The sequence below is a fragment of the Salegentibacter sp. BLCTC genome (genome assembly GCF_015143665.1).
Lineage (GTDB): Bacteria > Bacteroidota > Bacteroidia > Flavobacteriales > Flavobacteriaceae > Salegentibacter > Salegentibacter maritimus.
Window position 1 is genome coordinate 221,765 of the sequence record NZ_WYEW01000003.1, and the last position, 22,917, is coordinate 244,681.

The following is a 22,917-nucleotide window of genomic DNA, read 5'->3' on the forward strand; positions in this document are numbered from 1 at the left end:
ACAATGAGAAATTCAATCAAATATTTTGGAATTGCTTTAATGATGGCCGCAGGCTTTCAGGCACAAGCACAAGAAGTAGAAGGAAAAACTATATGGGACAGAGACCTTCCTAATTTTAGAGAGAACGATCAACGAGGCATCAATGATTTTGAAGCTAAAAAAGATACCGACACTGAGTTTGATGGGTTACAGGTAAGATTAGGTGGAGCATCTACTATCCAGTTCCAGTCTTTAGATCACGAATCTGATGCTGCTGAACTTCAAAACCTGGAAGCAAACTTTAACCTGGCTACTGCCAACCTGGATCTTGATGTATTGCTTTATGATGGTGTGAGAATGCACTTAAGAACTTATCTTTCTTCACAGCACCATACTGAAGCTTATGTAAAAGGAGGTTATATCCAGATTGATAAATTAGACTTTATAAGCGAAGGTTTTGCCCAGGGACTTATGGATAACCTAAGAATTAAAATAGGTCACATGGAAAACAACTATGGTGATGCTCACTTTAGAAGAACAGACAACGCTCACTCACTTCACAACCCATTTGTAGGAAACTATTTAATGGATAGCTTTACTACCGAAGTAGGTGCCGAAGTATACTATTTTAGTGGCCCATGGTTAGGGATGGTAGGATTTACAAACGGTAAATTAAACCAATCTACTGCCGGTGATGGTGAAACAGATCCTTCTTTCCTTGCTAAATTAGGATATGACAAACAATTTAATGAAGATTTTAGATTTAGATTAACAGGATCTCTTTTACACAGTGGGCATAACTACGGGCGTGGTAACTACCTATACACAGGAGACCGTGCAGGTACTCGTTACTACAACGTAATGACTGATGTTGACGGAAATGGCCCTGGATTTAGAGCCGGACGTATTAACCCATCTTTCAAAAACGAGATGACTTCTGTAATGATCAACCCATTTATTAAGTATGGCGGACTTGAGTTCTTTGGAGTTATTGAAACCATAAGCGGACAGGACAAAGGTGATACTGATACAAGAACATACAATCACTATGCAGGAGAGCTTATCTACAGATTTGGTGCAAACGAAGATTTCTACCTAGGAGGTCGTTACAGCACTGTAGATGGTGAACTTGACAACAGTACTGATATTAGCGTAAACCGCTTCCAATTAGGTGCTGGTTGGTTCTTAACCAAAAACATCCTTGCAAAATTGGAGTATGTTAACCAGGAGTACAACGACTACCCTGCAGGTAACTTAAACAATGGAGGTCAATTCAACGGAATTACGCTAGAAGCAGCGATTAGTTTTTAAGTTGAATGTTGAGCCCCGGGTGTTATCTCTAAGAGATTCCCCGGGGCTTTTTATTTTCTGTTTTTAGCAAGTTTTCAATACAGAATCTATTGCGTATCTTTATACAAATGCCTTAATTTAATCAGGATGAAAACTTACTTCATACTTTTCTTCACTCTAATTTTTGCTATCCCTGGTATAGCACAGGCCAATTTTGAAACCAAAGAAATATCAATTCTTCCTAATAGTAATTTAAGCATTACCGGAACTACAAATATCACCGATTTTGAATGTGCTTTTAATACACTTTGCTTTAAAAATGACAGTTTTAAAGTGCATTATTCAGAAAACGACAATATTCTCTACTTTAAAAATAGCGTTCTACCTTTAGAGAACATCAATTTTGATTGTGGAAATAGAAAAATAAACAAAGATTTTCATGACCTGCTTAAGACTGAAAAACATCCGAAAATTTTATTAAAGCTGAAAGAAATAGACATGAGCCGTGGGAAAGATGCCATGGTTACATTAACTTTCAATATAGCAGGAATAGATAGGGATTATGAATTTCCGGTTGAGATTACCCGGGATAAACAACTTTGTTTTGACGGAAAATTGCAGTTAAACATAGAAGATTTTAATTTGGAAGCCCCCAGTAAAATTTTTGGCTTAATTGTAATACACGAAGAAATTGAAATCAATTTTAACCTGAATATTCAAATCTAAATTCGTGAAGAACCTTAAGATATTGTCAGCTCAGCAAGCGGTTGCCATGGTAGAGTCTGGCAATCGTATATTTTTTCAGGGTGCTGCAATGACCCCTGTAACGCTAATTGATGCCTTGTGCGAACGTTATAAGGAGTTAACAGAAGTAGAAATTTTTCATATTCATACTGAAGGAAAGGCGAAATACACTGAAGCTCCGTATTCACAGGCTTTTAATATTAACAGCTGTTTTGTTGCCGGAAATGTTAGAAATGCTGTTAATTCTAATAAAGGTGCCTACATTCCTATTTTCTTAAGTGAAATTCATAATCTCTTCAGAAGAAATCTACTTCCGCTGGATGTTGCATTTATACAGGTTTCCCCACCCGATAAACATGGTTATTGCTCACTTGGCGCTTCTCTAGACATTACGCTTCCGGCCATTCAAACAGCAAAAAAAGTTATTGCCCAAATTAACCCAAAAGTTCCAAGAACGCACGGCGACGGCATTATTCACTGTAGCAAAATTGATGCTGCCATTGAAGTTAATAAACCTATTCTTGCCAAAAGCATTACAGAGCCTACCGAAATTGAAAGGCAAATAGGTAAACACGTAGCTGAATTAATTGAAGATGGTGCTACCCTACAAATGGGAATAGGAGGTATTCCCAATGTGGTTTTAAGTAATCTCCAAAATCATAAAAACCTGGGTATACATACTGAAATGTTTTCTGACGGAATTTTACCTCTTGTTGAATCGGGTGTAATCACAGGTGCCAATAAAGAAATAAAAACCGGAAAACTGGTGACTTGCTTTGCGTTGGGATCGCCTAATTTATATGATTTTATAGATGATAATCCCATAGTTCATTTTAAAGAAGCAGCGTATACCAACGATACTGCTATTATTAGGCGAAACCCAAAAATGACCGCTATTAATTCGGCTATAGAGATAGATCTAACCGGGCAGGTTTGTGCCGATACCATTGGTAAATATCAATATTCTGGAGTTGGTGGGCAAATGGATTTTATAAGAGGTGCTGCTCTTTCTGAAGGTGGAAAACCTATTATTGCGATGCCCTCAACTACCAAAAATGGAATCTCTAAAATAGTACCTGTGCTAAAAGAGGGTGCCGGTGTAACCACTACAAGAGCTCATGTGCATTATATAGCAACCGAATATGGTGTTGTTAACCTCTATGGAAAAAACCTAAAGCAAAGGGCTAAAGAGCTAATCTCTATAGCGCATCCCGATCATAGGGAGCAACTAGAAAGGGAGTCGTTTACTCAATTTAACTAAAGCATTTTTTTAATGAATTTAAAGCCTGAAAGAATATATATTCTTTCAGGCTTTTTTTTAGGCTTATGATTTCACTCATAAGCCGGGTTTTGCTCATGCCGTAAATTTGATCTCAAATGAAAAAATTATGAAACTTTACAATAATTTACTGAGGGATTTTAAAGAATTGAGCTTAGCCCATTATGCCTTGGGGATTATTGCCTCCAGTTGCCTGGGATCTGTAGCTGCTATGTTAATTTTAATGAAGGGACATACGCTTTTTGATATGTTTCAACTATTTATTGTTGTAAGTGTTTGTATGGGCTATAACGCTTTGGTTTTAGCTCAATTTAAACCAAAAATCATATTCAATTCCTTATTAATAAGTCTGGCAACATCTGCTATCTTTATCATTATTAATATTTTTTAAAAGCTTTTTATGCCAGCCGATATCAAAACCCGGGAAGATGTTTATTTACTTGTTTACAATTTCTATAAAAAAGTAAGAAAAGACCCTGAGATTGGTCACTTCTTTAATGAAGTTATACGAGATTGGGATGCACATATTGAAAAATTAACCGATTTCTGGGAAAGCAACCTTTTTTTTAAGGCGCTGTACAAGGGAAATCCGCAAAAAGTCCATGTAAAGGTAGATAAGGAAAACAATCAGGAAATTGCTTCTTATCACTTTGGAATATGGTTAAACCTGTGGTTTGAAACTATAGACCAATTATTTAGTGGAGAACTGGCAAACCGGGCTAAAAATAATGCCCGAAAAATGTCTTCACATTTATATTTAAAGATATTTCAGGCAAGGGAAAAATAATATTAACTAACTATTAAAGCTTGTTAGAGGTGAATTTAAAATGATTTACAACTGAAGGAGTCTTTAGAATTAAACAGATTAAAGCTATTAAAAATACCTGAACAAGTTCACGAAATACTATTTATTGGCACCGCCAAAGAGTGTAATACCTTTTGGTTTGACTCGAGTTTAAAAACTTGTTTCCAACAAATGATTAGTGGGTTCGCCCCCGAGGTAGTTGGCTTAAGTTTATCACAATAAAAAAAAGCCCTAATAATATTAAATTTTAGGGCTTCTTTACTCTATAGTCAACATTTTATAATTTAAAAATAGACTTACAATTAAATTTTTATCTAATTCTGCGTTGGTCAGGTGTCAGGCGTTAATTTGCTATAATTTCCTTTATAAAAAATCTACAACTCCTGAATCTAAATTATAATAAGCTGGTACTATTTTAACTTTTCCGCTTTCAACAGCATCTGTAATAATAGTAGAACGTGTTTTTAGTTCCTCAGCAGTTAGTTTTGCATTCTTTTTCACTACTTCATTAACCGTAGCATCTTTGCTCGATGCAGCAATGGCAGGAGCTATATGAGACACTAAATGGTTTAAATTATAACCATTATCGCCTCCATTCATAGCAGCAGTAACAGCGCCACAGCTTTCGTGCCCCATTACCACAATAATCTCGGTCCCTAAGTTGGCCACTGCATATTCTATGCTGGCAATAGAGGAGCTATTGGCAATATTACCGGCAACACGCACAGTAAACAATTCTCCAAGTCCAGTATCGAAAGTTAGCTCAGGTACTACGCGGCTGTCTGCACAGCTTAAAACTATGGCATAAGGCGATTGTCCAGAAGTCAAATCTTCTCTTCGTGCTTTATCCTGTAGTTTTCCTTCTTTCTTATCTTCGGTAAAACGTTTATTACCTACTTTTAATCTATCTAATACTTCGTCTTTAGTCATAAAGTTTTCTTTAATTTTCTGTTTTCCTTTTAAATAAAAAGTTTAAAACAGCTCTAAATTTTCGGTATAAACATAGGGTTTTCTTCTAAAATTAGCAAAAGCACAATTATCTAAAAGCTATATTTTAATAAGCTAGTGAGAAACTTTAACCAAGCTTTAAAAGTCTACTCATGAAGTATAAGCACGGGAAGGTTTTGTTTTCTTGTTTCTACCGTAGAAAGCCTATTTAAAAGCTTCTCTGTTATATGGAGTTGACGGGCAAAAAATAAGATTAAATTGGCTTTTGAAGTGGCTTCGGGCCAAAAACTTTCCAGAAAATCTGATTCATGTTTTAAAATTTGCTGGTTTATTTTGTAGTCAATCAAATTAAAATCATCTATCTCTATACCAGAATCTTTTAAATCAAAGCCCCATACGTTTAGTGCAGCATCTTTTACCACCGGCAGTTTTTGAAGTAATTGCAAAGCTTCGATATTCACCGGGAAGCGTAAGTCTAATGGAAGGTATAGTTTTTCCCATTCTTTAAAATCGCAATTAGGGACTACCAAAACCGGGCATTTCACTTTTTTGGCCACACTACAGGTATTACCGCCAAGCCCTTGAAAATTAGACGTATTTTTCCCTGAGGCCCCCATAACAATAAGGTCTATGTGATTTTCTATAACAGCCTTACGGGTTGCATAAATAAGGTTGTCTGAAAAAGGAAGTGTCGAAAAACGATGCTTTTTAGATTCAGGTTGCTCTTTAAGTTTATCTACTAATGCTAAAAGTGATTCCTCTACCTGTGTACCCTCCCCATTAGATGCATGAAGCACGTAAAAATGGGAGTTCCCAGAACTTAAGTTCAGGGCATAATTGGCAGCATGAAATGCCTGAGTAGAAAAATCTGTAAGTATTAAAACGTTCATGAGCTTGAAATTCAGCACTAAATTTTGGCCAAAAATAGCGTGAAAGATCAATCCCAAATATGATTGCCGTCAGGTCTTTATGAAATTAACTAATATGCTCCAGTTTTTCAGCGTCCAGTAGTTTTACATTTCTTCCTTCAATTTCTATAAGTCCTTCTTTTTTAAAATCGGAAAGTGTTCTTATTAAAGTTTCTGAAGCAATACCCGCTACCCCCGCCAGATCGGCCCGGGAAATTCTAATACTATGCAACGGGTTTTTCTTTATTTTATGTGCAAATAATAAAATGGTGCGTGCTGTTTTTCTTCTTACCGAAGCATAAGCAACTTCCATTAATTGTTCTTTTACCCCCATTAGATGATCTCCCATTTCCTGTAGCAATTCTATGCTAATAGTACTGTTGTTTTTTAATATATCGCGTAAATCATCTTTAGAAACCACATATAGCAAACTATCTTCCATCGCTGTAGCATATTCTCCATAAGCCGAATTCTTATTAAAGCTTAGGTTTCCAAAGAAATCATCTTCTTTATATAATTCGGTAATCATTTCTTTTCCACGACTATCAAACTTATGAGCTTTTACCACTCCGCGGCCCACCATATAAAAATGAAGTGAAGATTTTCCTTCTTCATAAATATTTTCTCCGGCTTTGAAATGTACCTGCTCCCTGGTTTTCATCATGCTTCTAAATGCCGATAAATTTTGGATAGCTTCCTTCTCATTAGTATTCTTCTGTGCTTTTATAATTGCTATTTTAGCCAACCGGCTCTCAATAGCGCTTACCAGGTCTTCCTCTTCAAAAGGTTTGGTGAGGTAATCGTCTGCGCCAAGGTCCATCCCTTTCCTTACATCTTTATGCTCTGTTTTTGCCGAAAGAAAAATAAAGGGAATGCCTTTCGTCTCCGGATCTTCAGACAGTTTGTTGAGTACTCCGTAGCCATCAAGTTCTGGCATCATAATATCGCAAACAATAATATCGGGGATCTCTTTTTTAGCCTTTTCTACCCCTTTTTTTCCATCGGGGGCAGTTACTACTTCATAATTTGACAACTCCAATAATTCTGCAGTGTTCTCTCTTACAGTTACATCATCTTCAATTAAAAGTATTTTTTTCATTTTAAGCTATTTTCAATTAACACCCAGACGATATTTATCTGTTTTGGTTGGGTAGTATTACGGTAAATTTAGAACCTTTATTTTCTTCACTTTCAAAAAATATGGTTCCCCCCATATTTTCAACATGTACTTTAACGATATTAAGCCCAATACCCGTACCCTGATTCAATAAGGCATTTTCGGCTCTAAAATAACGCTCAAAAATATGTTTTTGATCTTTTTGGGGAATTCCCATGCCTTCATCTTCTACCTCAAAAATAATTTTCTTATCCTTTGAATAGATCCTAAAATAGATAGTAGAATCCTCTGGTGAGTATTTTATAGAATTTCCAATTAAATTTGATAAGATAAGCTCTAATATTTTTTCATCCTGATACAGGGTTATATCCTCCATATCAATGTTATAATCTATTTCCTGCCCATACTTGAGCGTAACATTGGCATTGTAAATTACCTCATTTACTAATTTGTTGAGACTAAAGGCTGTGTATTTATAATTTACATTTCCTGATTCCAGGCGTTCCAGTGAAAGAAAATCATTAAGAATATTATTTAGATAATGCACCTTGTTTTTTATTGTGGTAAGGTGCTTGGTTCGTTTTGCCTGTTGCTCGGTTTGGGTATATTTTTCAGCTAAAAGAGCAGACGTAAGTATTCCGCTAAGCGGAGTCTTAAATTCATGCGAAACCAGGGAGAGAAACTTTGTTTTCAACTCGTTGAGTTCTTTTTCCTGTTTTAAAGCTAGTTTAATACGCTTTTCTGCCTCTTTTCTTTTGGCGATTTCTTTTTCAAGGTTATCAACTGTGTTGCTAAGCTCCTGGGTTCTAATTTTTATCTTGCCTTCCAGTTCAGTGTTTAATTCTCTAATCTGACGCTGATTCTCTTTTCTAATTGTAATATCTACTATTAAAGACATTACAAAACATTCTCCATCAACTTTAAACGGATTTAATCCTGCTTCTACCGGAAATTGTTCTCCACTTTTTTTCACTCCGAACAATTCCCTGCCATGGCCCATTCTTCGCTTTTCGCTATGTTCCATGAAACTATCAAAATGTTCGTAGTGATTGGCCTTATACTTTTCTGGAATAAGAATGTTGAGGTGCGCTCCTAAAAGTTCATCTTTACTGTAGCCAAACATTTCTAAGGCCGCTGTATTTACCGTGACTATTATTTGCTTTGCATTTACAACCACAACACCTTCAGAGGCCGCTTCAAATAAGGTATTAAATACTTGCTCGTTTTCTTTGAAAAATTCTAGAGGCACATTTTATTACTTTAGATTTAAGGAAACTAAATTACAAAGTGTTGAACAAATTATTAAGAAAACGGGGCTTTAATTTCAAAGAAAAGCAAGCAAAAAAATCAGTGGTAATGGGTTCTAACTATAAATTATTCCTTCAAATAACCTGATTTTTTATACAACTGGTGATTTTTACCCTTAAACACAATTAAAGTTTATAGTTTAAGCTGGTTTTGTGGTTCTTTTTGCTTATTCTTTAACAGATGGATAAGTGCTTTAATATAGCAGATTTGTGTAGTAAACTTTCTAAAAGCAAATTATCACGGGGTGAGCCTCTCGAGGTATTCGTTGGAAACAAATTTTAATTTCGAGGCAGGCCCCGGGGTATTATACCCTGTGGTGGTGCGAATAAAAAGGCCTCTTGTTTTCCAGGTGGGGCAATAAGAAAACCGGACAAGGAGATCCTGCGGTTCAGGAGTTCTCAATTAAAATAGGGTTTAGTATTAAAGTTAAAATGATTAATGGCTTTATAATGCATTTTAGAATTATGCATACCTATTATAGTAAAAGCAGGGTACCTCGAATACTTACTAACCAGCTAAATAATTATTAGTTTGTAGTGAGCAAAAAATTAATTCAAATACAATTCCACCAGACCTTCCGGGGTACTTACATAAATAGCTTTATTTTCTTTGTCTATTTTGTCTATAAACTCATCGTTTATAGGAATAAGGATTTGCTTGCCATCCTTTTCTATTTCAAAGAGAGCTTGTGCTGTACTGTCGTTTACAGAAGTGACTTTTCCAATATTGCCGTGAGTGGCATCTATTACGTCAAAGCCTATAATTTCGTGAAAGTAAAATTGATCGTCTTCCAGTTCCGGAAGCATAGTAAGCGGAAGATACGTGAGGGTGCCTACCAGGTCTTCGGCATCCTCCTCATTTTCAATATCTTCAAATTTAACACGCAGTAAGCTACTTTTCTGCAGGTTACTACGTTCAATAAAAAATGGAACCAGGTTCTCATTATATTCAATGAGTACTGATTCCATTTCTAAATACATTTCGGGAACATCGGTGTCTAATTTAATAAGCACCTCGCCCTTAAAGCTAAATTTACCAACGATTTTACCTAAAAAGAAACACTCGTCTTTAGTCATCGCCAGTTAAGGTTTTAGCCTTTTTTCTCTTCGGTTTTTGCTTCTTCGGCAGTCTCTTGATCAACTTCCTTATCAGCATTTGCCTCTGGTTCACCTTCTTCGGTTACTGCTGCTGCTTCAGCTTCAGCTGCCGCTTCTTTAGCCTCAGCTTCACGCTTGTCGCTAACCTCTTTTTCAGCTGCAAGAGCTTTCTTTCTAGCTTCTTGCTCTTCTTTAGTTAGGTTATCTTTTTTAGCGGCGATTTTAGCTTCTTTTTCTTCCAACCAAGCTTCGAATTTCTTCTCAGCTTCTTCTTCAGTTAAAGCGCCTTTTTTAACGCCACCAGCAAGGTGCTTTTTAAGTAAAGCTCCTTTGTAAGAAAGGATAGCACGAGCCGTATCGGTTGGTTGTGCACCATTTTCTAACCACTTTACCGCACTGTCTACATCTAACTCAATAGTTGCAGGATTGGTATTTGGATTGTAAATTCCTATTTTATCTAAAAATTTACCATCTCTTTTAGCACGCGCATCTGCGGCTACGATCCAATAAAAAGGTTTTCCTTTTTTACCGTGTCTTTGTAATCTTAATTTTACTGGCATAAAAATTAAATTGTGGGGTTCCCGACCCCGGTTATTAATAAGGCCGCAAAGATACTATATTTTTCTAACACACAAGAGGTTGGCCGTAAATAAATTTATAGTCTTGAAATTGGCATCGAACCAGAAAAATCAAGAAATACTTTTTCTATAATAGCAACATAGTTGTTAAAAGCAGTTAATTAGTGCTAAAGCCTGTTAAACAGCTTTTTGCTGTAAGAATTGCGTTTTATCTTTAGGGTTCAATTTTAGGTTAAAAAGATTACCTATGAACTATTCTGAAAAAGTTGCCGGCGAGCTAAATACATTATTGAAAAAGAACAAGGACGCCGAAAAAGGCTATCAATATGCTGCTGAAAACGCACAAGATCCGCAACTGAAAGCATTTTTCTCTGAAAGGGCTCAGGAACGTTACGATTTTGGGCACGAACTTGAAACTGAGATTCGTGATTTTGGTGAAAACCCTGAAAAGAGCGGTAGTTTGGCTGGAGACGCTCATCGTACCTGGATGAACCTTAAGAGCAGCCTATCTTCTAATAAAGATGAAGCTGCCCTGGAAGAGGCGGTTAGGGGCGAGCAGGTGGCGGCCGATGAATATGAAGAAGTTTTAAAAAACCCGGAGATACCACCAACTACAGCAAATTTATTGCTGAAGCAAAAAAACGGAATTGTTGCAGCCCTTAATAAATTAAAAGGAATAAAATTACTGGCCTGATAAAAAAATAAAAATTATGCGAACAGATGTTTGATTGAAGTAGTAGTTTTTAGTGTTCGTATGAGCCTCACAGTATATCGTTAAACGGTTTCTGTGAGGTTTTTTTATAAATTTATCCACTCTTTTATACTTTTTTGAAAAGATCGTCCGCTTATTAATTTGCTTGCATCCTTATCACCTAAAATAAAGGCAAACCTGCTATTAAAATAACTATGTACTTCTTTAATGAAATCGGTATTAAGAATTAATGACCGGTGAATCTGTTTAAAATTGTGGGGTAACTGCGCATTAAGGTGATGCAAACTTTCTTCGGAAAGGTGTTCTTTGCCATTTTTCATGCAAACATTTACATACTTGTCTTTAGCCTTAAAGTAGGCAATTTCCTTAAGTTTTAAAAACAGTATTTTTTTGCCTGTTTTTACCGTTAACGAAGTGAGTTCTTTTTTAGTTTTATTTTGTTCAAAAGATTTTAAGAAACGCATAATATCGGGACTGCTAAGGCCTGGTCTAATTTTCTTCAGCTTTGCGATGGTTTGTTCCAGGCGATCTATTTTTACCGGTTTTAACAAATAATCGATGCTGTTGGTTTCAAAGGCTTGAAGCGCATAATCGTCATAGGCTGTGCAGAAAATTATAAGTGGAACTTCATCCAGTTTTGATAACATTTCAAAACCCGTCATTCCCGGCATCTGGATGTCCAAAAAGATAAGGTCTGGGTTGCAGCTATTAATTTTTTCAAGGCCTTCTCTTCCGTTTACCGCCGAACCAACGAGTTCAATATTTTCTGAATATTGTGATAAGAGTTTTTCCAATCGAATCCTGGCCGGTTCTTCATCTTCTATAATCAATGTTTTAAATCGCATCCTGTCCTTTTTTTAATTCATTTTTGGCAATACTAATCCATATCCTTTTCTTTGGCGTGCTTTCCCAGGAAAGGGCGGCTTTGTTTTGATAAGAAAGCTCCAAAATATCAAAAATGCTCTGCAGGCCGTAACCGCTTACAATGCCTTCGGGAAAAGCGGGGCCATTATCATAAACGGAAATCTCGACAGTATCCTGATTTTGAATGATTTTAAGCTTAATAACTCCCTGTCCTTCCACTGCAGAAATTCCGTGTTTAACTGCATTTTCGATAAGCGGCTGGATGATATTACGCGGAATCTGTAGCTCGTTTAAAGTTTCGTCCACCTCAATGCTAAACTGAAGCCGCTCGCCAAAACGAATTTGCTCTATCTCAAGATAAGCTTCTATCGCTTCTAATTCTTCCAGGATACTGGAATAAGCCTCATCTTTTCGGTTTAAGTTGTGGCGAAATAAATCGGAAAGTGAAAGTGCCATTTTCTCGGTTTTATCAGCATCGATATGGGCTAGCCCGGCAATAGAATTTAGCGAATTGTATAAAAAATGCGGATTGATACGCGCATGCAGCGAAGCGACTTCGGCCTGGGCTTTAGAGGCGGTTAATTGACTTAATTGGACGTCTTTTTCGCGTATTATGGTCTCATTGCGGTCTTTAAAATAAAGGAAAGTACTTCTGGCTATTGCTAAAAATATGAAAGGTAATATAACAGTAATTATATCCGAAGAGTTAGCAATTTTGTATAAAATAAAAGTTCCTATGAAGTTTAATATAAGGAAGTTAGTTGTCCTGATAAGAAACTGATGAATCAGGTTTTGATTTCGTTTTAGAAAATAATAATCCATTAAAAAAAGAAGTGAAGAGAATAGAAGGGCTGCAGTATTTATAATTAATACAAAAATGAATAAATCGATTGATAATAATGATTCAGCGAATGTGCCCCTATATAATTGGTCTTTAGGGTAAATATAAAAAAAACTGACTAATAGTAACAGCAGTAACGTTAAATTAGTTAAAAAAGCACCATTTGCAAGATAACTAACAACTTTATATTTATATTTTCTAATAAGTATTGGTCGGTAGGCAATACTCATTATCAAGAAAAACAGAAATAGTAAACTAGAAGTTTTAATTATAAATAGGACATCCCCGGAAAAGTTGAAATTCAGCCAAAACCAAAAACCATATTTATTTTGTACATATGTACCGAGCTGTTTATTTAGATCGGCATCGTATAGTTTAGAAAGATAAAATTTGTCTATGGATTCAAATTCTGGATAATTCTCCGAAAGTTCAACTTTGTATTTTCGTGGATAAAAGATAGACTTTTGCTGTTGAAGAAAATTAGAATGTATATATATATGGTCCAATCTATCACTAATGTCTGTTAAACCTGTAATGGAGACATATCGTAGGATCTCTTCACGTTTTCTAACAGGTGTATTATCAGGCAATGGTAACCAGTATTTTTGTTTTGTAATTGAATTGGGATTTGTGTTTCTAAATTCAGAATTTGTATTCTGAAAGGGCCAGTATTCCTGGTCGGCAGGATTTACAATTTCTATTATAAAGTTGGCATTTTCGCTTTGTATCGTATAACTTACATTGTTGGGTATTAGAGAGTCAATATTTTTAATAATGGCTTTTAAAAATAAGATGTCTTGCCTAGATCCATTTTTAACATGATACTTGATATCACTATAAAATTTCCCTGGCTTGTAGAGATCTACAAAACCTTGTGGGAAAAAGCGCTGCCGAATAAACTCCCAGGCAGTATCCTTCTCTTTTTCAGTTAAATTAAAATGGGTTTGGCTAAAACAATTGCTCCAGCAGCTTAAAAAAATGATTAGGAATAAAATTTTTTTCATTAGGCTAAAGATTAGAAAGTTATAGGTGAAGCGCAAATAAACCTTCTAATTTTAGTAAATTGAAGTATTTTCGGACCAACTGCAAGCTATGCTGACCAACTGCATTTTTGGTTGATAAAAGATGAAAACTTCCTTTTAAATCGGGTCAAAAGTTCCTTAATTTAGCATCGGAATTTGCTTGGCAAAACACTCCAATTTGTTCTTCTGAAGCTTAAAAATATAACGCATGTACCTCATATTTGATACTGAAACTACCGGTCTTCCCAAACGTTGGGACGCCCCTTTAACCGATTCTGACAACTGGCCAAGATGTATTCAAATTGCCTGGCAATTGCACGATGATATGGGTAGGCTTATAGAAAGTCAGGATTACCTGGTAAAGCCCGAGGGATTTAATATTCCTTATGATGCTGAAAAGGTACACGGGATTTCTACCGAGCTTGCCGCCGAAGAAGGTATTCCGCTTAGCGAAATGTTGGAGAAGTTTCAGGAAGCTTTGAATAAAACAAAGTTTGTTATAGGTCAAAATGTGGGGTTTGATATTAATATAATGGGTGCCGAATTCCATAGGGAAACCATGGAAAATAACCTGCAGGAATTACCGGTTTTAGACACCTGTACTGAGGTGACCGCTCAAATGTGTAAAATTCCCGGCGGACGTGGCGGTAAGTTTAAATTACCCACCCTAACCGAATTACACGAATATTTGTTTGGAGAGCCTTTTGGAGAAGCGCATAACGCCACTGCCGATGTAGAGGCTACTACCCGATGTTTTTTAGAGTTGGTGCGCCAAAGAGCCTATACCAGCGAGCAGCTTGATGTTGCTGATGATTATTTTGAGAATTTTTCAGAGGCCAATCCGCAGCCTATAAAGCTTATTGGCTTAAAGCATATCAATCTTAAAAAAGCTTCCGATAAAATAAGGAAAAAGCTTCAGAAACAGGAGCCTTCCGAAGAAATTACTACCGAAGAAATTGAAGAAAACCTCGAAAAACTTGATGAGGTCCTTTTTTCACATTTACATAACCATTCCCAGTTTTCCGTATTACAGTCAACCATAAGTATAAAAGATTTGGTAAGCGTTGCAGGAAAAGAAAACATGCCTGCTGTAGCCCTTACCGACCATGGGAATATGATGGGGGCTTTTCACTTTGTAAAAGAAGTAGGAGATTATAACAAAGCCGTAAAAGCAAAAAACGAAGCTGCCCTGGCCAATAACGAACCTGCAGACGCCCGGGAATTAAAAGCTATTATAGGTTGTGAATTCTTTATTTGTGAGAATCACGCCGATAAATCCAGAAAAGATAATGGTTACCAGGTGGTGATGCTGGCCAAAAATAAAAAAGGCTACCACAACCTGGCCAAAATGTCTTCTAAAGCCTATACCGACGGGTTTTATTATGTGCCCCGAATAGATAAAGAGATTGTAAAGCAATACAAAGAAGATGTTATTGTGCTTACCGGAAACCTTTACGGGGAAGTTCCCAGCAAGGTATTGAATGTAGGTGAAAAACAAGCAGAGGAAGCTTTGTTATGGTGGAAAGAAGAGTTTGGCGACGATCTCTATATTGAAATTATGCGCCACGACCAGGAAGATGAAAATCGCGTAAATACAGTGCTGGTAGATTTTGCCAAAAAGCATAACGTAAAACTGGTAGCTACTAATAACACCTATTATTGCGCAAAAGAAGATGCCAATGCCCACGATATTTTGCTCTGTATAAAAGACGGTGAAAAACAGGCAACGCCAATTGGCCGCGGACGTGGTTATAGGTATGGTTTACCCAACCAGGAATACTATTTTAAGAGTGACGAAGAGATGAAAAATCTCTTTAAAGATCTGCCCCAGGCTATTAGTAATGTGCAGGAAGTTGTAGATAAAATTGAGCCTTTTGAGTTGGCACGAGATGTTCTCTTACCTGCTTTTACCATTCCTGAGGAGTTTTTAGTAGAAGAAGATAAAATAGACGGTGGTAAACGTGGAGAGAATGCTTATTTAAAGCACATTACCTTTGTTGGTGCCAAAGAGCGTTACGGGGAAATCACACCAGATATTGAAGAACGACTAAATTTTGAGCTTTCGGTAATTGAAAATACCGGGTATCCCGGTTACTTCCTTATTGTGGAAGATTTTATTAGGGAAGCCCGAAACCTGGATGTTTCGGTAGGTCCCGGTCGTGGGTCGGCTGCGGGAAGTGCAGTGGCCTATTGTTTGGGAATTACTAATATAGATCCTATTAAGTACGATTTGCTTTTTGAGCGGTTCCTGAACCCAGATCGTGTGAGTATGCCCGATATTGATATTGACTTTGATGATGAAGGTCGAAGCAGGGTTATGGACTATGTAATTGAGAAATACGGTGCTAACCAGGTTGCACAGATTATCACCTACGGTACCATGGCCGCAAAATCTTCCATTAGGGATACTGCCAGGGTACTTGACCTTCCGTTAGGTGATGCCGACAGGATTTCTAAATTGATCCCTACCATGTCCAAGCTGGGAAAAATCTTTGGATTGGACGACAAAGACCTTAAAAAGAAATTTAGGAGCGAGGATTTAGAAAAAGTAAATGAACTTTTAAATATTGCTGAAGGAGACGACCTGGAAGCGCAAACGGTAAATCAGGCCCGAATCCTGGAAGGTTCGGTTAGGAACACCGGTATTCACGCCTGTGGGGTGATTATTACCCCGGGTGATATCACCAATTATGTACCTGTTTCGGTCGCTAAAGACTCTGATCTTTATGTAACCCAGTTTGACAACTCGGTGGTGGAAAATGCCGGACTGCTAAAAATGGATTTCCTGGGTTTGAAAACATTAACCCTAATTAAAGATACGGTTCAAATAGTAAAAGGCAGACATAATATTGATTTGGTGCCCGATGAATTCCCGTTAGATGATGAAGAAACCTATAAGCTCTTCCAACGTGGGGAAACGGTAGGGATTTTTCAATATGAATCGCCGGGAATGCAGAAACACATGAAGGATCTTAAGCCTACGGTTTTTGATGACCTTATTGCCATGAATGCTCTTTACCGTCCGGGACCTATGGAATATATTCCGAGTTTTATTGCACGTAAGCATGGAGACGAAGAGATTTCCTACGATTTACCCGAAATGGAAGAATACCTGCAAGAAACTTACGGGATTACCGTTTACCAGGAGCAGGTGATGTTGCTCTCGCAAAAACTGGCGGGATTTAGTAAAGGTGAAGCCGATGTTTTACGTAAAGCCATGGGTAAGAAAATCTTTGCCTTACTGGAGCAACTAAAACCAAAATTTTTGGACGGTGGAGAATCTAAAGGCCACCCAAGAGAAGTCTTGGAAAAGATTTGGAAAGACTGGGAAGCATTTGCTGCCTATGCATTTAACAAATCGCACTCTACCTGTTATGCCTGGATAGCCTATCAGACAGCTTATTTAAAAGCACATTATCCGGCAGAATATATGGCTGCGGTGCTTTCAAACAACATGAACGACATTAAGCAGGTGACCTTTTTTATGGAAGAATGCAAACGCATGAAACTAGAGGTACTTGGCCCCGATGTTAACGAGTCTTTTTATAAGTTTTCGGTGAATAAAGATAACGCGGTTAGGTTTGGGATGGGAGCTATTAAAGGAGTAGGCTCTGGCGCTGTGGCAACTATTGTAGAAAACAGAAAAACCGCAGCCGGACCGTACAAATCTATTTTTGATATGGCAAAACGTATAGATTTACGGGCGGCCAACAAGAAAGCTTTTGAAAACCTTGCACTCGCGGGTGGTTTTGACGGATTTGGAGATACCCATCGTGCACAATATTTTCACGACGATGGCGATGGAATCACCTTTCTTGAAAAGGCGATAAAATATGCGGCCAAATTTCAGGAGAATGAAAATTCTTCCCAGGTAAGTTTGTTTGGGGAAGCCAGTGAGGTGCAAATCCCAGAACCAATAGTGCCGCCTTGTGAAGAATGGGGTACTATGGAGAAGCTTAGAAAAGAACGCGAAGTGGTAGGGATTTATATTTCGGGCCATCCGTTGGACGATTTCAAGTATGAGATGAATTATTTTTGCAATTCTAAGCTGGGAGAATTCCAGGATCTTGAAAAATGCGTAAATCGAGACCTTACTTTTGGAGGCGTGATAAGCGATGTGCAGCACCGTGTTTCAAAAATGGGGAAAGGTTGGGCTATGTTTACGGTAGAAGATTATACCGATACATATGAATTTAGGATGTTTGGAGAAGAATATCTCAAATTTAGGCATTTCTTGGTTCCAAATTCTTTTGTGCATATCAAGATTTTTGTGAAAGAAGGCTGGACTAATAAGGAAACAGGCAAAAAAGGAGAGCCACGTATTCAATTTAACAATATTTACTTGTTGCATGATGTGATGGACCAGTTTGCTAAAAAGCTTACTATACAGCTGGATATTGCCGATCTTCAGGAAGAAAAAATCGATTGGTTTAAAGATGTTTTTAGAACCCATAGGGGAGATCATAAATTGAATTTTGTGGTGTATGAGATGAAAGAACAGGTGAAACTGCATATGCCCAGTAAAAAGCAAAAGGTGAAAATATCGCAAGAGCTATTACATACGCTGGAAGAAGAACAGGTTATGTATAAGTTGAATTGATTTCAGTTCTCAGTTGTGAGTTGTGAGTTGTGGGTGTGGCAATCTTTTGTTCTCTGTTATTTTAATTTCTTTGGGAACTTGCAGTTGTCTATATAGGTAACGGATTCAATAATAATTATTTTTACTGTCTACTGCTTACTGCCAACCAGCCAACTGCTCACTGATTTTTCCGGTTAGGGATTGAAGCCGGCTACCATGTAGCGCTGAAAGCCCGACCCCGGGCTACAAGCCTGGGGTAACCGCCAAATAAATCCCTTGAATAAGTATATAACCAAATACAATATCACTTGTGTAAGGAAAGCAAAAATAATTGACTAATTTTGTGATTTAAGTATAACAGAAAAAAATAAACAATTATGGCTATTGAAATAACTGATGCGAATTTTGAAGAACAGGTGCTAAAGAGCGAAAAACCTGTTATGGTAGATTTTTGGGCTGCCTGGTGTGGACCTTGTAGAATGGTAGGCCCAATCATTGACGAGATTAGTACTGAATATGACGGGAAAGCTGTTGTAGGAAAACTAGATGTTGATGCCAACCAGGAATTTGCTGCGAAATATGGAGTAAGAAATATTCCTACCGTACTTATTTTTCAAAATGGTGAAGTAGTAGGCCGCCAGGTAGGCGTTGCGCCAAAAAACACGTATGCTGAAGCTTTAGATGAATTGCTATAAGTTTTAGCATTTATAATGATAAACCCGGTCTTGTGCCGGGTTTTTTATTGGTGCCGCCAAAGGGTGTAATACCCCGAAGCTTGCCTAAAAATTAAATTTTTTTCAGCGAATGTGTTGAGGGCTTGCCTCGAGGTAGTTTATTTGGTTTTAACTGCAGTGCTTTAACCCGGGCTTTTCTTATATTAGAGGCTTATGAATTTAAAGGAAGAAATATATAGTTCGGCTGGGGGTTTTATGCAGTTAGAGCTTTTGGCAAGACAAATTGTAGAAGGTTATATCTCGGGAATTCATAAAAGTCCGTTTCACGGGTTTTCGGCTGAATTTGCTGAACATAAGATTTACAATAATGGTGAAAGCACCAAGCATATAGACTGGAAGCTTTTTGCCAAAACCGATAAGCTTTATACAAAACGCTACGAAGAGGAAACCAATTTACGTTGCCATTTTATTTTAGACAATTCGGCTTCCATGCACTATCCCCAGGTGAATAAATTCTCTATAAATTCGCTTAATAAGATTGGGTTTTCTGTGCTGTCTATTGCCAGTATTATGCAAATGCTAAAGCGCCAGCGAGACGCTATGGGCCTTAGTATTTATAGCGACGAATTTGAGTTCTATTCCCCTGAAAAAGGCAGTGACCGGCAACAATATAGGCTGCTAGATGCCTTAAACAAAAGCCTGGAGGTGAAAACCGGGCACAAAGAGACCAAAACTTATACGTTTCTTCACCAGATTGCTGAAAAATTAAAACGACGTTCCCTGGTTTTTTTATTTACCGATATGTTCCAGGCCGATACCGAAGAAGCGGCCCTTTTTGAAGCGTTAAGACACCTAAAGTATAATAGGCACGAAGTGGTGTTGTTTCATGTTATGGATAAAAAGCGTGAATTGGAATTTGATTTTGAAAATATACCGAAACGATTTACCGATGTGGAAACCGGAGCAGAAATAGATCTCTATTCGGATAATATTAAGAAAAGTTATCAAAAAGCGGTGAAAGAATATGTTGAAGACCTTAAATTGGAATGTGCTAAATATAAAATTACTTATGTAGAAGCCGACATCAATAAAAACTTCGATAAAATTTTGATGGCTTATTTTGTTGAAAGACAAAAGTTTGCCTAATTCGCCGAAAAAAAACTTAAAAAAACTTTTAAAAAAGGTTTGTGTAATTATAAAACAGGTGTATATTTGCACTCGCAATAACGCAACGGTCTGGTAGTTCAGTTGGTTAGAATACCTGCCTGTCACGCAGGGGGTCGCGAGTTCGAGTCTCGTCCAGACCGCAAAATTGCAAAAGCCTCTCAGAAATGAGAGGCTTTTTTTATGGGGTAAATTGGGATCAATCAGGGATCAAGAAGGATCAAGGATCAAGACCATTTTCTGGGTTTTTGAGTTTTTAAGCAAATAATTTTTCGAGTCTAAATAAGAAGAACTCGGTATTTCTTGGATCAAGACCATTTTCTGGGTTTTTGAGTTTTTAAGCAAATAATTTTTCGAGTCTAAATAAGAAGAACTCGGTATTTCTTACTCCTCTTAATTGTGCTCTAAAGGCTTTTATTTTTGCATTAAAAGATTCAGCTGAAGCATTGGTGCTTCGGTTTGTAAAGTAGTTTAATATGGAATGAAAGAATTAAAAATCAGATACTTTTATTGTGTAACAAAAATGATAAACTGATACTAATTTTTAAATACCTTATTTGTAAACCAGTCTTAGAATGAAACTACTGGTTTGATGACTATGTGGCTTTATCAGACTACAATTATCTCTAACGATCGTAGCATTTAAATAAGACAACGCTTTGAGACTTAATTACATAATAGGATAACTATGAAAAATACATTGAGATTACTTATTGTAGCAATGCTAATAATAGGGTGTAAAGGAAAAGCATCAAATGAAAAAGAGTCTCGAGAAGTACAGGCACAGCAACAAGAAAACCTAAACTATTTAAAGACTTTTGCTAAAGCTTATGGGTATATAAAATACTTTCATCCAAGTGATGAAGCCTCCAAAATTGATTGGAATAGTTTTGCAGCTTATGGAGTGAGCGAGATTTTAAAATGTAATAATTCTAATGAGGTGGTAACCACACTAAACGAAATTTTTAAACCCATAGCACCTAGTGTTGTTTTTTCTAATACAAATAAAAACTATGATATAAGCGTAATTACACCTGATAATATTAATGATTATAAACCGACCTATTGGCAGCACAAAGGTGTTTCTAAGGGTATGAATCACCAGACTGGTGTATATCGTAGTGTAAGAGTAAACAGATATAACGAAATTGATGAATCAAGTGATTTTGGTAACCTATTATTCTCTATAGATGCAGAAAAATATAGAGGAAAGGAGATAAAATATACTGCTTGGGTAAAGCTGAAGAACGCTTCTAGGGGTACTGGGCATTTATGGTTGAGAGTGGATAAATCTGATAAAACGATGGGGTTTTTTGAGAATATGGATGCCAACCCAATTAAAAGCAATGCGTGGAAGAAATATGAAATTGTTGGTAAAGTAGATGATTTAGCTTCGGGGATGGTTATGGGAAGCTTTATTAAAGGTAAAGGAACTTTGTTTTTAGATGATGTCCATCTCTATTATAAAGAAAACAACGAATGGATAGAAATTCTAATTAAAAATAATGGTTTTGAAGCCAAAACGATTGGTAAGAAAAATAAACAATCAGATTGGAAAGGAAATAGCCAGGGGTATTCATATACGATTTCAACTACCGATAGCAAAGAGGGAAAACAGGCTGCGGTTATTGCCTATGAAGGTAAGGTTAAGCGAGTAAAGGGAAGGGCTCTTTTTGATGCCTTTCCAGTCTTTGGTGAGCTTATCGAAAAAGAAATTGGTGAAGATATTTTTTGCCAAATCCCATTAAATCTATACACTAATTCTGAAAACACCTATCCTCAAAGTACATCCTTAGATGTATTACAGCAGCGTTTAAGCACTGTAAACAAAAGCCCCAACGATGTATCAGTTTTCTTAGGAAACATTATAAATACTTACAACGTTTTTCAACATTTTTACCCTTATTTTAATGAGGTAGATGTAGACTGGGAAAAAGAATTAGCAACCGCTTTGCAAAGAAGCTTCAACGACCAGACAGAACTTGATCATCTGGAGACTTTACAAAAATTTACAGCCCCTCTAAAAGATGGACATATCTCTGTGCGCGGTCCTAGAACCGGTGAATATATTCCCCCTATTAATTGGGAGTGGATTGAAGAGAAGTTGGTTATCACTAAAGTAAAAGATAAAACTTTAGATATTAAAATAGGAGATGTAGTTACTAAGGTAAATGGTCAATCCTCAGAAAATTATTTTGAAGAAATCAATTCTAGAATCTCGGCTGCTACTAGAGGATGGCTAAATTATAGAGCGAAAAGCATTAGTCTTCTAGCTGAAAAAAACGAAGAACTGGTTTTAGAGATTAATTCTAAAACTAAAGTCTTGAATCACGATAGAAAGTATGATTATAATGAATTGGATATAGCCATACAAAAGCATAACTACAAGTTATTAAATAATAGTATCTATTATCTTAATCTCGATAAAATTGAAATGGATACTATTACTAAACTTTTACCAAAACTTCAACAGGCAAAAGGTGTTATCTGTGATTTAAGGGGTTACCCTAACGGTAACCATGGTTTTATCGCTCATCTATTAAAAGAGAAAGATACCTCCAAAGCCTGGATGAGAGTTCCAAAAAAAATCTATCCAGATCAGGAAAAAAATATTGGTTATGTGAATTTAGGTTGGGGAATGAAACCTAAAAAACCTTATTTGAGAGACAAAAATATTGTTTTCATTATTGATGGGAGAGCTATCAGTTATGCTGAAAGTTTTATGAGCTTTATTGAAGGCTATGAATTAGCAACCATAGTAGGACAACCCACTGCAGGAACAAATGGCAATGTTAACCCTTTTACACTTTTAGGAAATTATACAATTAGGTGGACGGGAATGAAGGTGGTTAAGCATGATGGTTCTCAACTTCATGCCAAAGGTATAATACCAGATATTTATGTCAATAAGACCATAGAAGGTGTCAAGTCAGGAAAAGATGAGTTTTTAGAAAAAGCCATTGAGGTTATCCTAAATTAATTGGTAATAATATTTTTGAGATTTTAAG

19 protein-coding genes and 1 tRNA gene are annotated in these 22,917 nt (G+C 36.8%); 11 read left to right on the plus strand and 9 right to left on the minus strand.

From position 1 onward, the window contains the following. Nucleotides 1-3 precede the first annotated feature (3 nt). The 5 genes from GUB10_RS04275 to GUB10_RS04295 all read left to right on the plus strand — a co-directional run bounded on the left by GUB10_RS04275 (nucleotide 4) and on the right by GUB10_RS04295 (nucleotide 4,079). Nucleotides 4-1,290, plus strand: a complete 1,287-nt coding sequence (locus GUB10_RS04275) for a hypothetical protein (RefSeq protein WP_193710208.1) — start codon at nucleotides 4-6, stop codon at nucleotides 1,288-1,290. A 126-nt stretch (nucleotides 1,291-1,416) separates the two neighbouring features. Beyond that, on the plus strand, nucleotides 1,417-1,995 hold the full coding sequence (locus GUB10_RS04280; RefSeq protein ID WP_193710209.1) for a YceI family protein: 579 nt from the start codon (nucleotides 1,417-1,419) through the stop codon (nucleotides 1,993-1,995). A gap of 4 nt (nucleotides 1,996-1,999) precedes the next feature. Next, on the plus strand, nucleotides 2,000-3,274 hold the full coding sequence (locus tag GUB10_RS04285; RefSeq protein WP_193710210.1) for an acetyl-CoA hydrolase/transferase family protein: 1,275 nt from the start codon (nucleotides 2,000-2,002) through the stop codon (nucleotides 3,272-3,274). Nucleotides 3,275-3,401: 127 nt separating this feature from the next. After that, nucleotides 3,402-3,683 carry a hypothetical protein gene (locus GUB10_RS04290; RefSeq protein ID WP_193710211.1) on the plus strand — a complete coding sequence of 94 codons (282 nt, stop codon included), beginning with the start codon at nucleotides 3,402-3,404 and terminating at the stop codon, nucleotides 3,681-3,683. Nucleotides 3,684-3,692: 9 nt separating this feature from the next. Then, complete coding sequence (locus GUB10_RS04295; RefSeq protein WP_193710212.1) at nucleotides 3,693-4,079, plus strand: group III truncated hemoglobin; 387 nt, start codon at nucleotides 3,693-3,695, stop codon at nucleotides 4,077-4,079. 381 nt (nucleotides 4,080-4,460) lie between these two features. Here GUB10_RS04295 and GUB10_RS04300 read toward each other — a convergent pair whose 3' ends face one another. The 6 genes from GUB10_RS04300 to GUB10_RS04325 all read right to left on the minus strand — a co-directional run bounded on the left by GUB10_RS04300 (nucleotide 4,461) and on the right by GUB10_RS04325 (nucleotide 10,035). Continuing rightward, nucleotides 4,461-5,027 carry a carbonic anhydrase gene (locus tag GUB10_RS04300; protein ID WP_193710213.1) on the minus strand — a complete coding sequence of 189 codons (567 nt, stop codon included), beginning with the start codon at nucleotides 5,025-5,027 and terminating at the stop codon, nucleotides 4,461-4,463. Nucleotides 5,028-5,191: 164 nt separating this feature from the next. Next, nucleotides 5,192-5,935, minus strand: coding sequence for a universal stress protein (locus GUB10_RS04305; protein ID WP_193710214.1), 744 nt, complete (start codon nucleotides 5,933-5,935; stop codon nucleotides 5,192-5,194). Between the two features lie 85 nt (nucleotides 5,936-6,020). Beyond that, nucleotides 6,021-7,052 carry a response regulator gene (locus GUB10_RS04310; RefSeq protein ID WP_193710215.1) on the minus strand — a complete coding sequence of 344 codons (1,032 nt, stop codon included), beginning with the start codon at nucleotides 7,050-7,052 and terminating at the stop codon, nucleotides 6,021-6,023. 34 nt (nucleotides 7,053-7,086) lie between these two features. Beyond that, nucleotides 7,087-8,319: a PAS domain-containing sensor histidine kinase gene (locus GUB10_RS04315; protein ID WP_193710216.1), complete on the minus strand. Its 1,233-nt coding sequence runs from the start codon at nucleotides 8,317-8,319 to the stop codon at nucleotides 7,087-7,089. 607 nt (nucleotides 8,320-8,926) lie between these two features. Next, nucleotides 8,927-9,454 (minus strand): ribosome maturation factor RimM, encoded by a 528-nt coding sequence (rimM, locus tag GUB10_RS04320; RefSeq protein ID WP_193710217.1) that lies wholly within the window; start codon nucleotides 9,452-9,454, stop codon nucleotides 8,927-8,929. A gap of 14 nt (nucleotides 9,455-9,468) precedes the next feature. Further along, nucleotides 9,469-10,035 (minus strand): 30S ribosomal protein S16, encoded by a 567-nt coding sequence (locus GUB10_RS04325; RefSeq protein ID WP_193710218.1) that lies wholly within the window; start codon nucleotides 10,033-10,035, stop codon nucleotides 9,469-9,471. A 265-nt stretch (nucleotides 10,036-10,300) separates the two neighbouring features. Here GUB10_RS04325 and GUB10_RS04330 point away from each other — a divergent pair, with 265 nt between their 5' ends. Continuing rightward, on the plus strand, nucleotides 10,301-10,747 hold the full coding sequence (locus GUB10_RS04330) for a PA2169 family four-helix-bundle protein (protein WP_193710219.1): 447 nt from the start codon (nucleotides 10,301-10,303) through the stop codon (nucleotides 10,745-10,747). A 104-nt stretch (nucleotides 10,748-10,851) separates the two neighbouring features. Here GUB10_RS04330 and GUB10_RS04335 read toward each other — a convergent pair whose 3' ends face one another. Both GUB10_RS04335 and GUB10_RS04340 read right to left on the minus strand, forming a co-directional pair. Continuing rightward, on the minus strand, nucleotides 10,852-11,610 hold the full coding sequence (locus tag GUB10_RS04335; RefSeq protein ID WP_193710220.1) for a LytTR family DNA-binding domain-containing protein: 759 nt from the start codon (nucleotides 11,608-11,610) through the stop codon (nucleotides 10,852-10,854). Further along, entirely contained in the window at nucleotides 11,600-13,474 is a 1,875-nt protein-coding gene (locus GUB10_RS04340; protein ID WP_193710221.1) for a sensor histidine kinase, read from the minus strand. Before GUB10_RS04340 ends, GUB10_RS04335 begins: the two co-directional genes overlap by 11 nt. Before the next feature lie 226 nt (nucleotides 13,475-13,700). Here GUB10_RS04340 and dnaE point away from each other — a divergent pair, with 226 nt between their 5' ends. The 4 genes from dnaE (at nucleotide 13,701) to GUB10_RS04360 (ending at nucleotide 20,052) form a co-directional block, all read left to right on the plus strand. Then, nucleotides 13,701-18,092 carry a DNA polymerase III subunit alpha gene (gene dnaE, locus GUB10_RS04345; RefSeq protein WP_193710222.1) on the plus strand — a complete coding sequence of 1,464 codons (4,392 nt, stop codon included), beginning with the start codon at nucleotides 13,701-13,703 and terminating at the stop codon, nucleotides 18,090-18,092. Nucleotides 18,093-18,448: 356 nt separating this feature from the next. Then, nucleotides 18,449-18,766, plus strand: a complete 318-nt coding sequence (gene trxA, locus GUB10_RS04350; protein ID WP_057482647.1) for a thioredoxin — start codon at nucleotides 18,449-18,451, stop codon at nucleotides 18,764-18,766. A gap of 192 nt (nucleotides 18,767-18,958) precedes the next feature. After that, on the plus strand, nucleotides 18,959-19,891 hold the full coding sequence (locus GUB10_RS04355) for a DUF58 domain-containing protein (RefSeq protein ID WP_193710223.1): 933 nt from the start codon (nucleotides 18,959-18,961) through the stop codon (nucleotides 19,889-19,891). Between the two features lie 87 nt (nucleotides 19,892-19,978). Then, nucleotides 19,979-20,052: transfer RNA gene (locus GUB10_RS04360), tRNA-Asp, on the plus strand. Nucleotides 20,053-20,246: 194 nt separating this feature from the next. Here GUB10_RS04360 and GUB10_RS16100 read toward each other — a convergent pair. Then, nucleotides 20,247-20,387, minus strand: a complete 141-nt coding sequence (locus GUB10_RS16100) for a transposase (protein WP_289022889.1) — start codon at nucleotides 20,385-20,387, stop codon at nucleotides 20,247-20,249. Nucleotides 20,388-20,597: 210 nt separating this feature from the next. Here GUB10_RS16100 and GUB10_RS04370 point away from each other — a divergent pair, with 210 nt between their 5' ends. Further along, nucleotides 20,598-22,889, plus strand: a complete 2,292-nt coding sequence (locus GUB10_RS04370; protein WP_193710224.1) for a S41 family peptidase — start codon at nucleotides 20,598-20,600, stop codon at nucleotides 22,887-22,889. The last annotated feature ends 28 nt before the right edge of the window (nucleotides 22,890-22,917 follow it).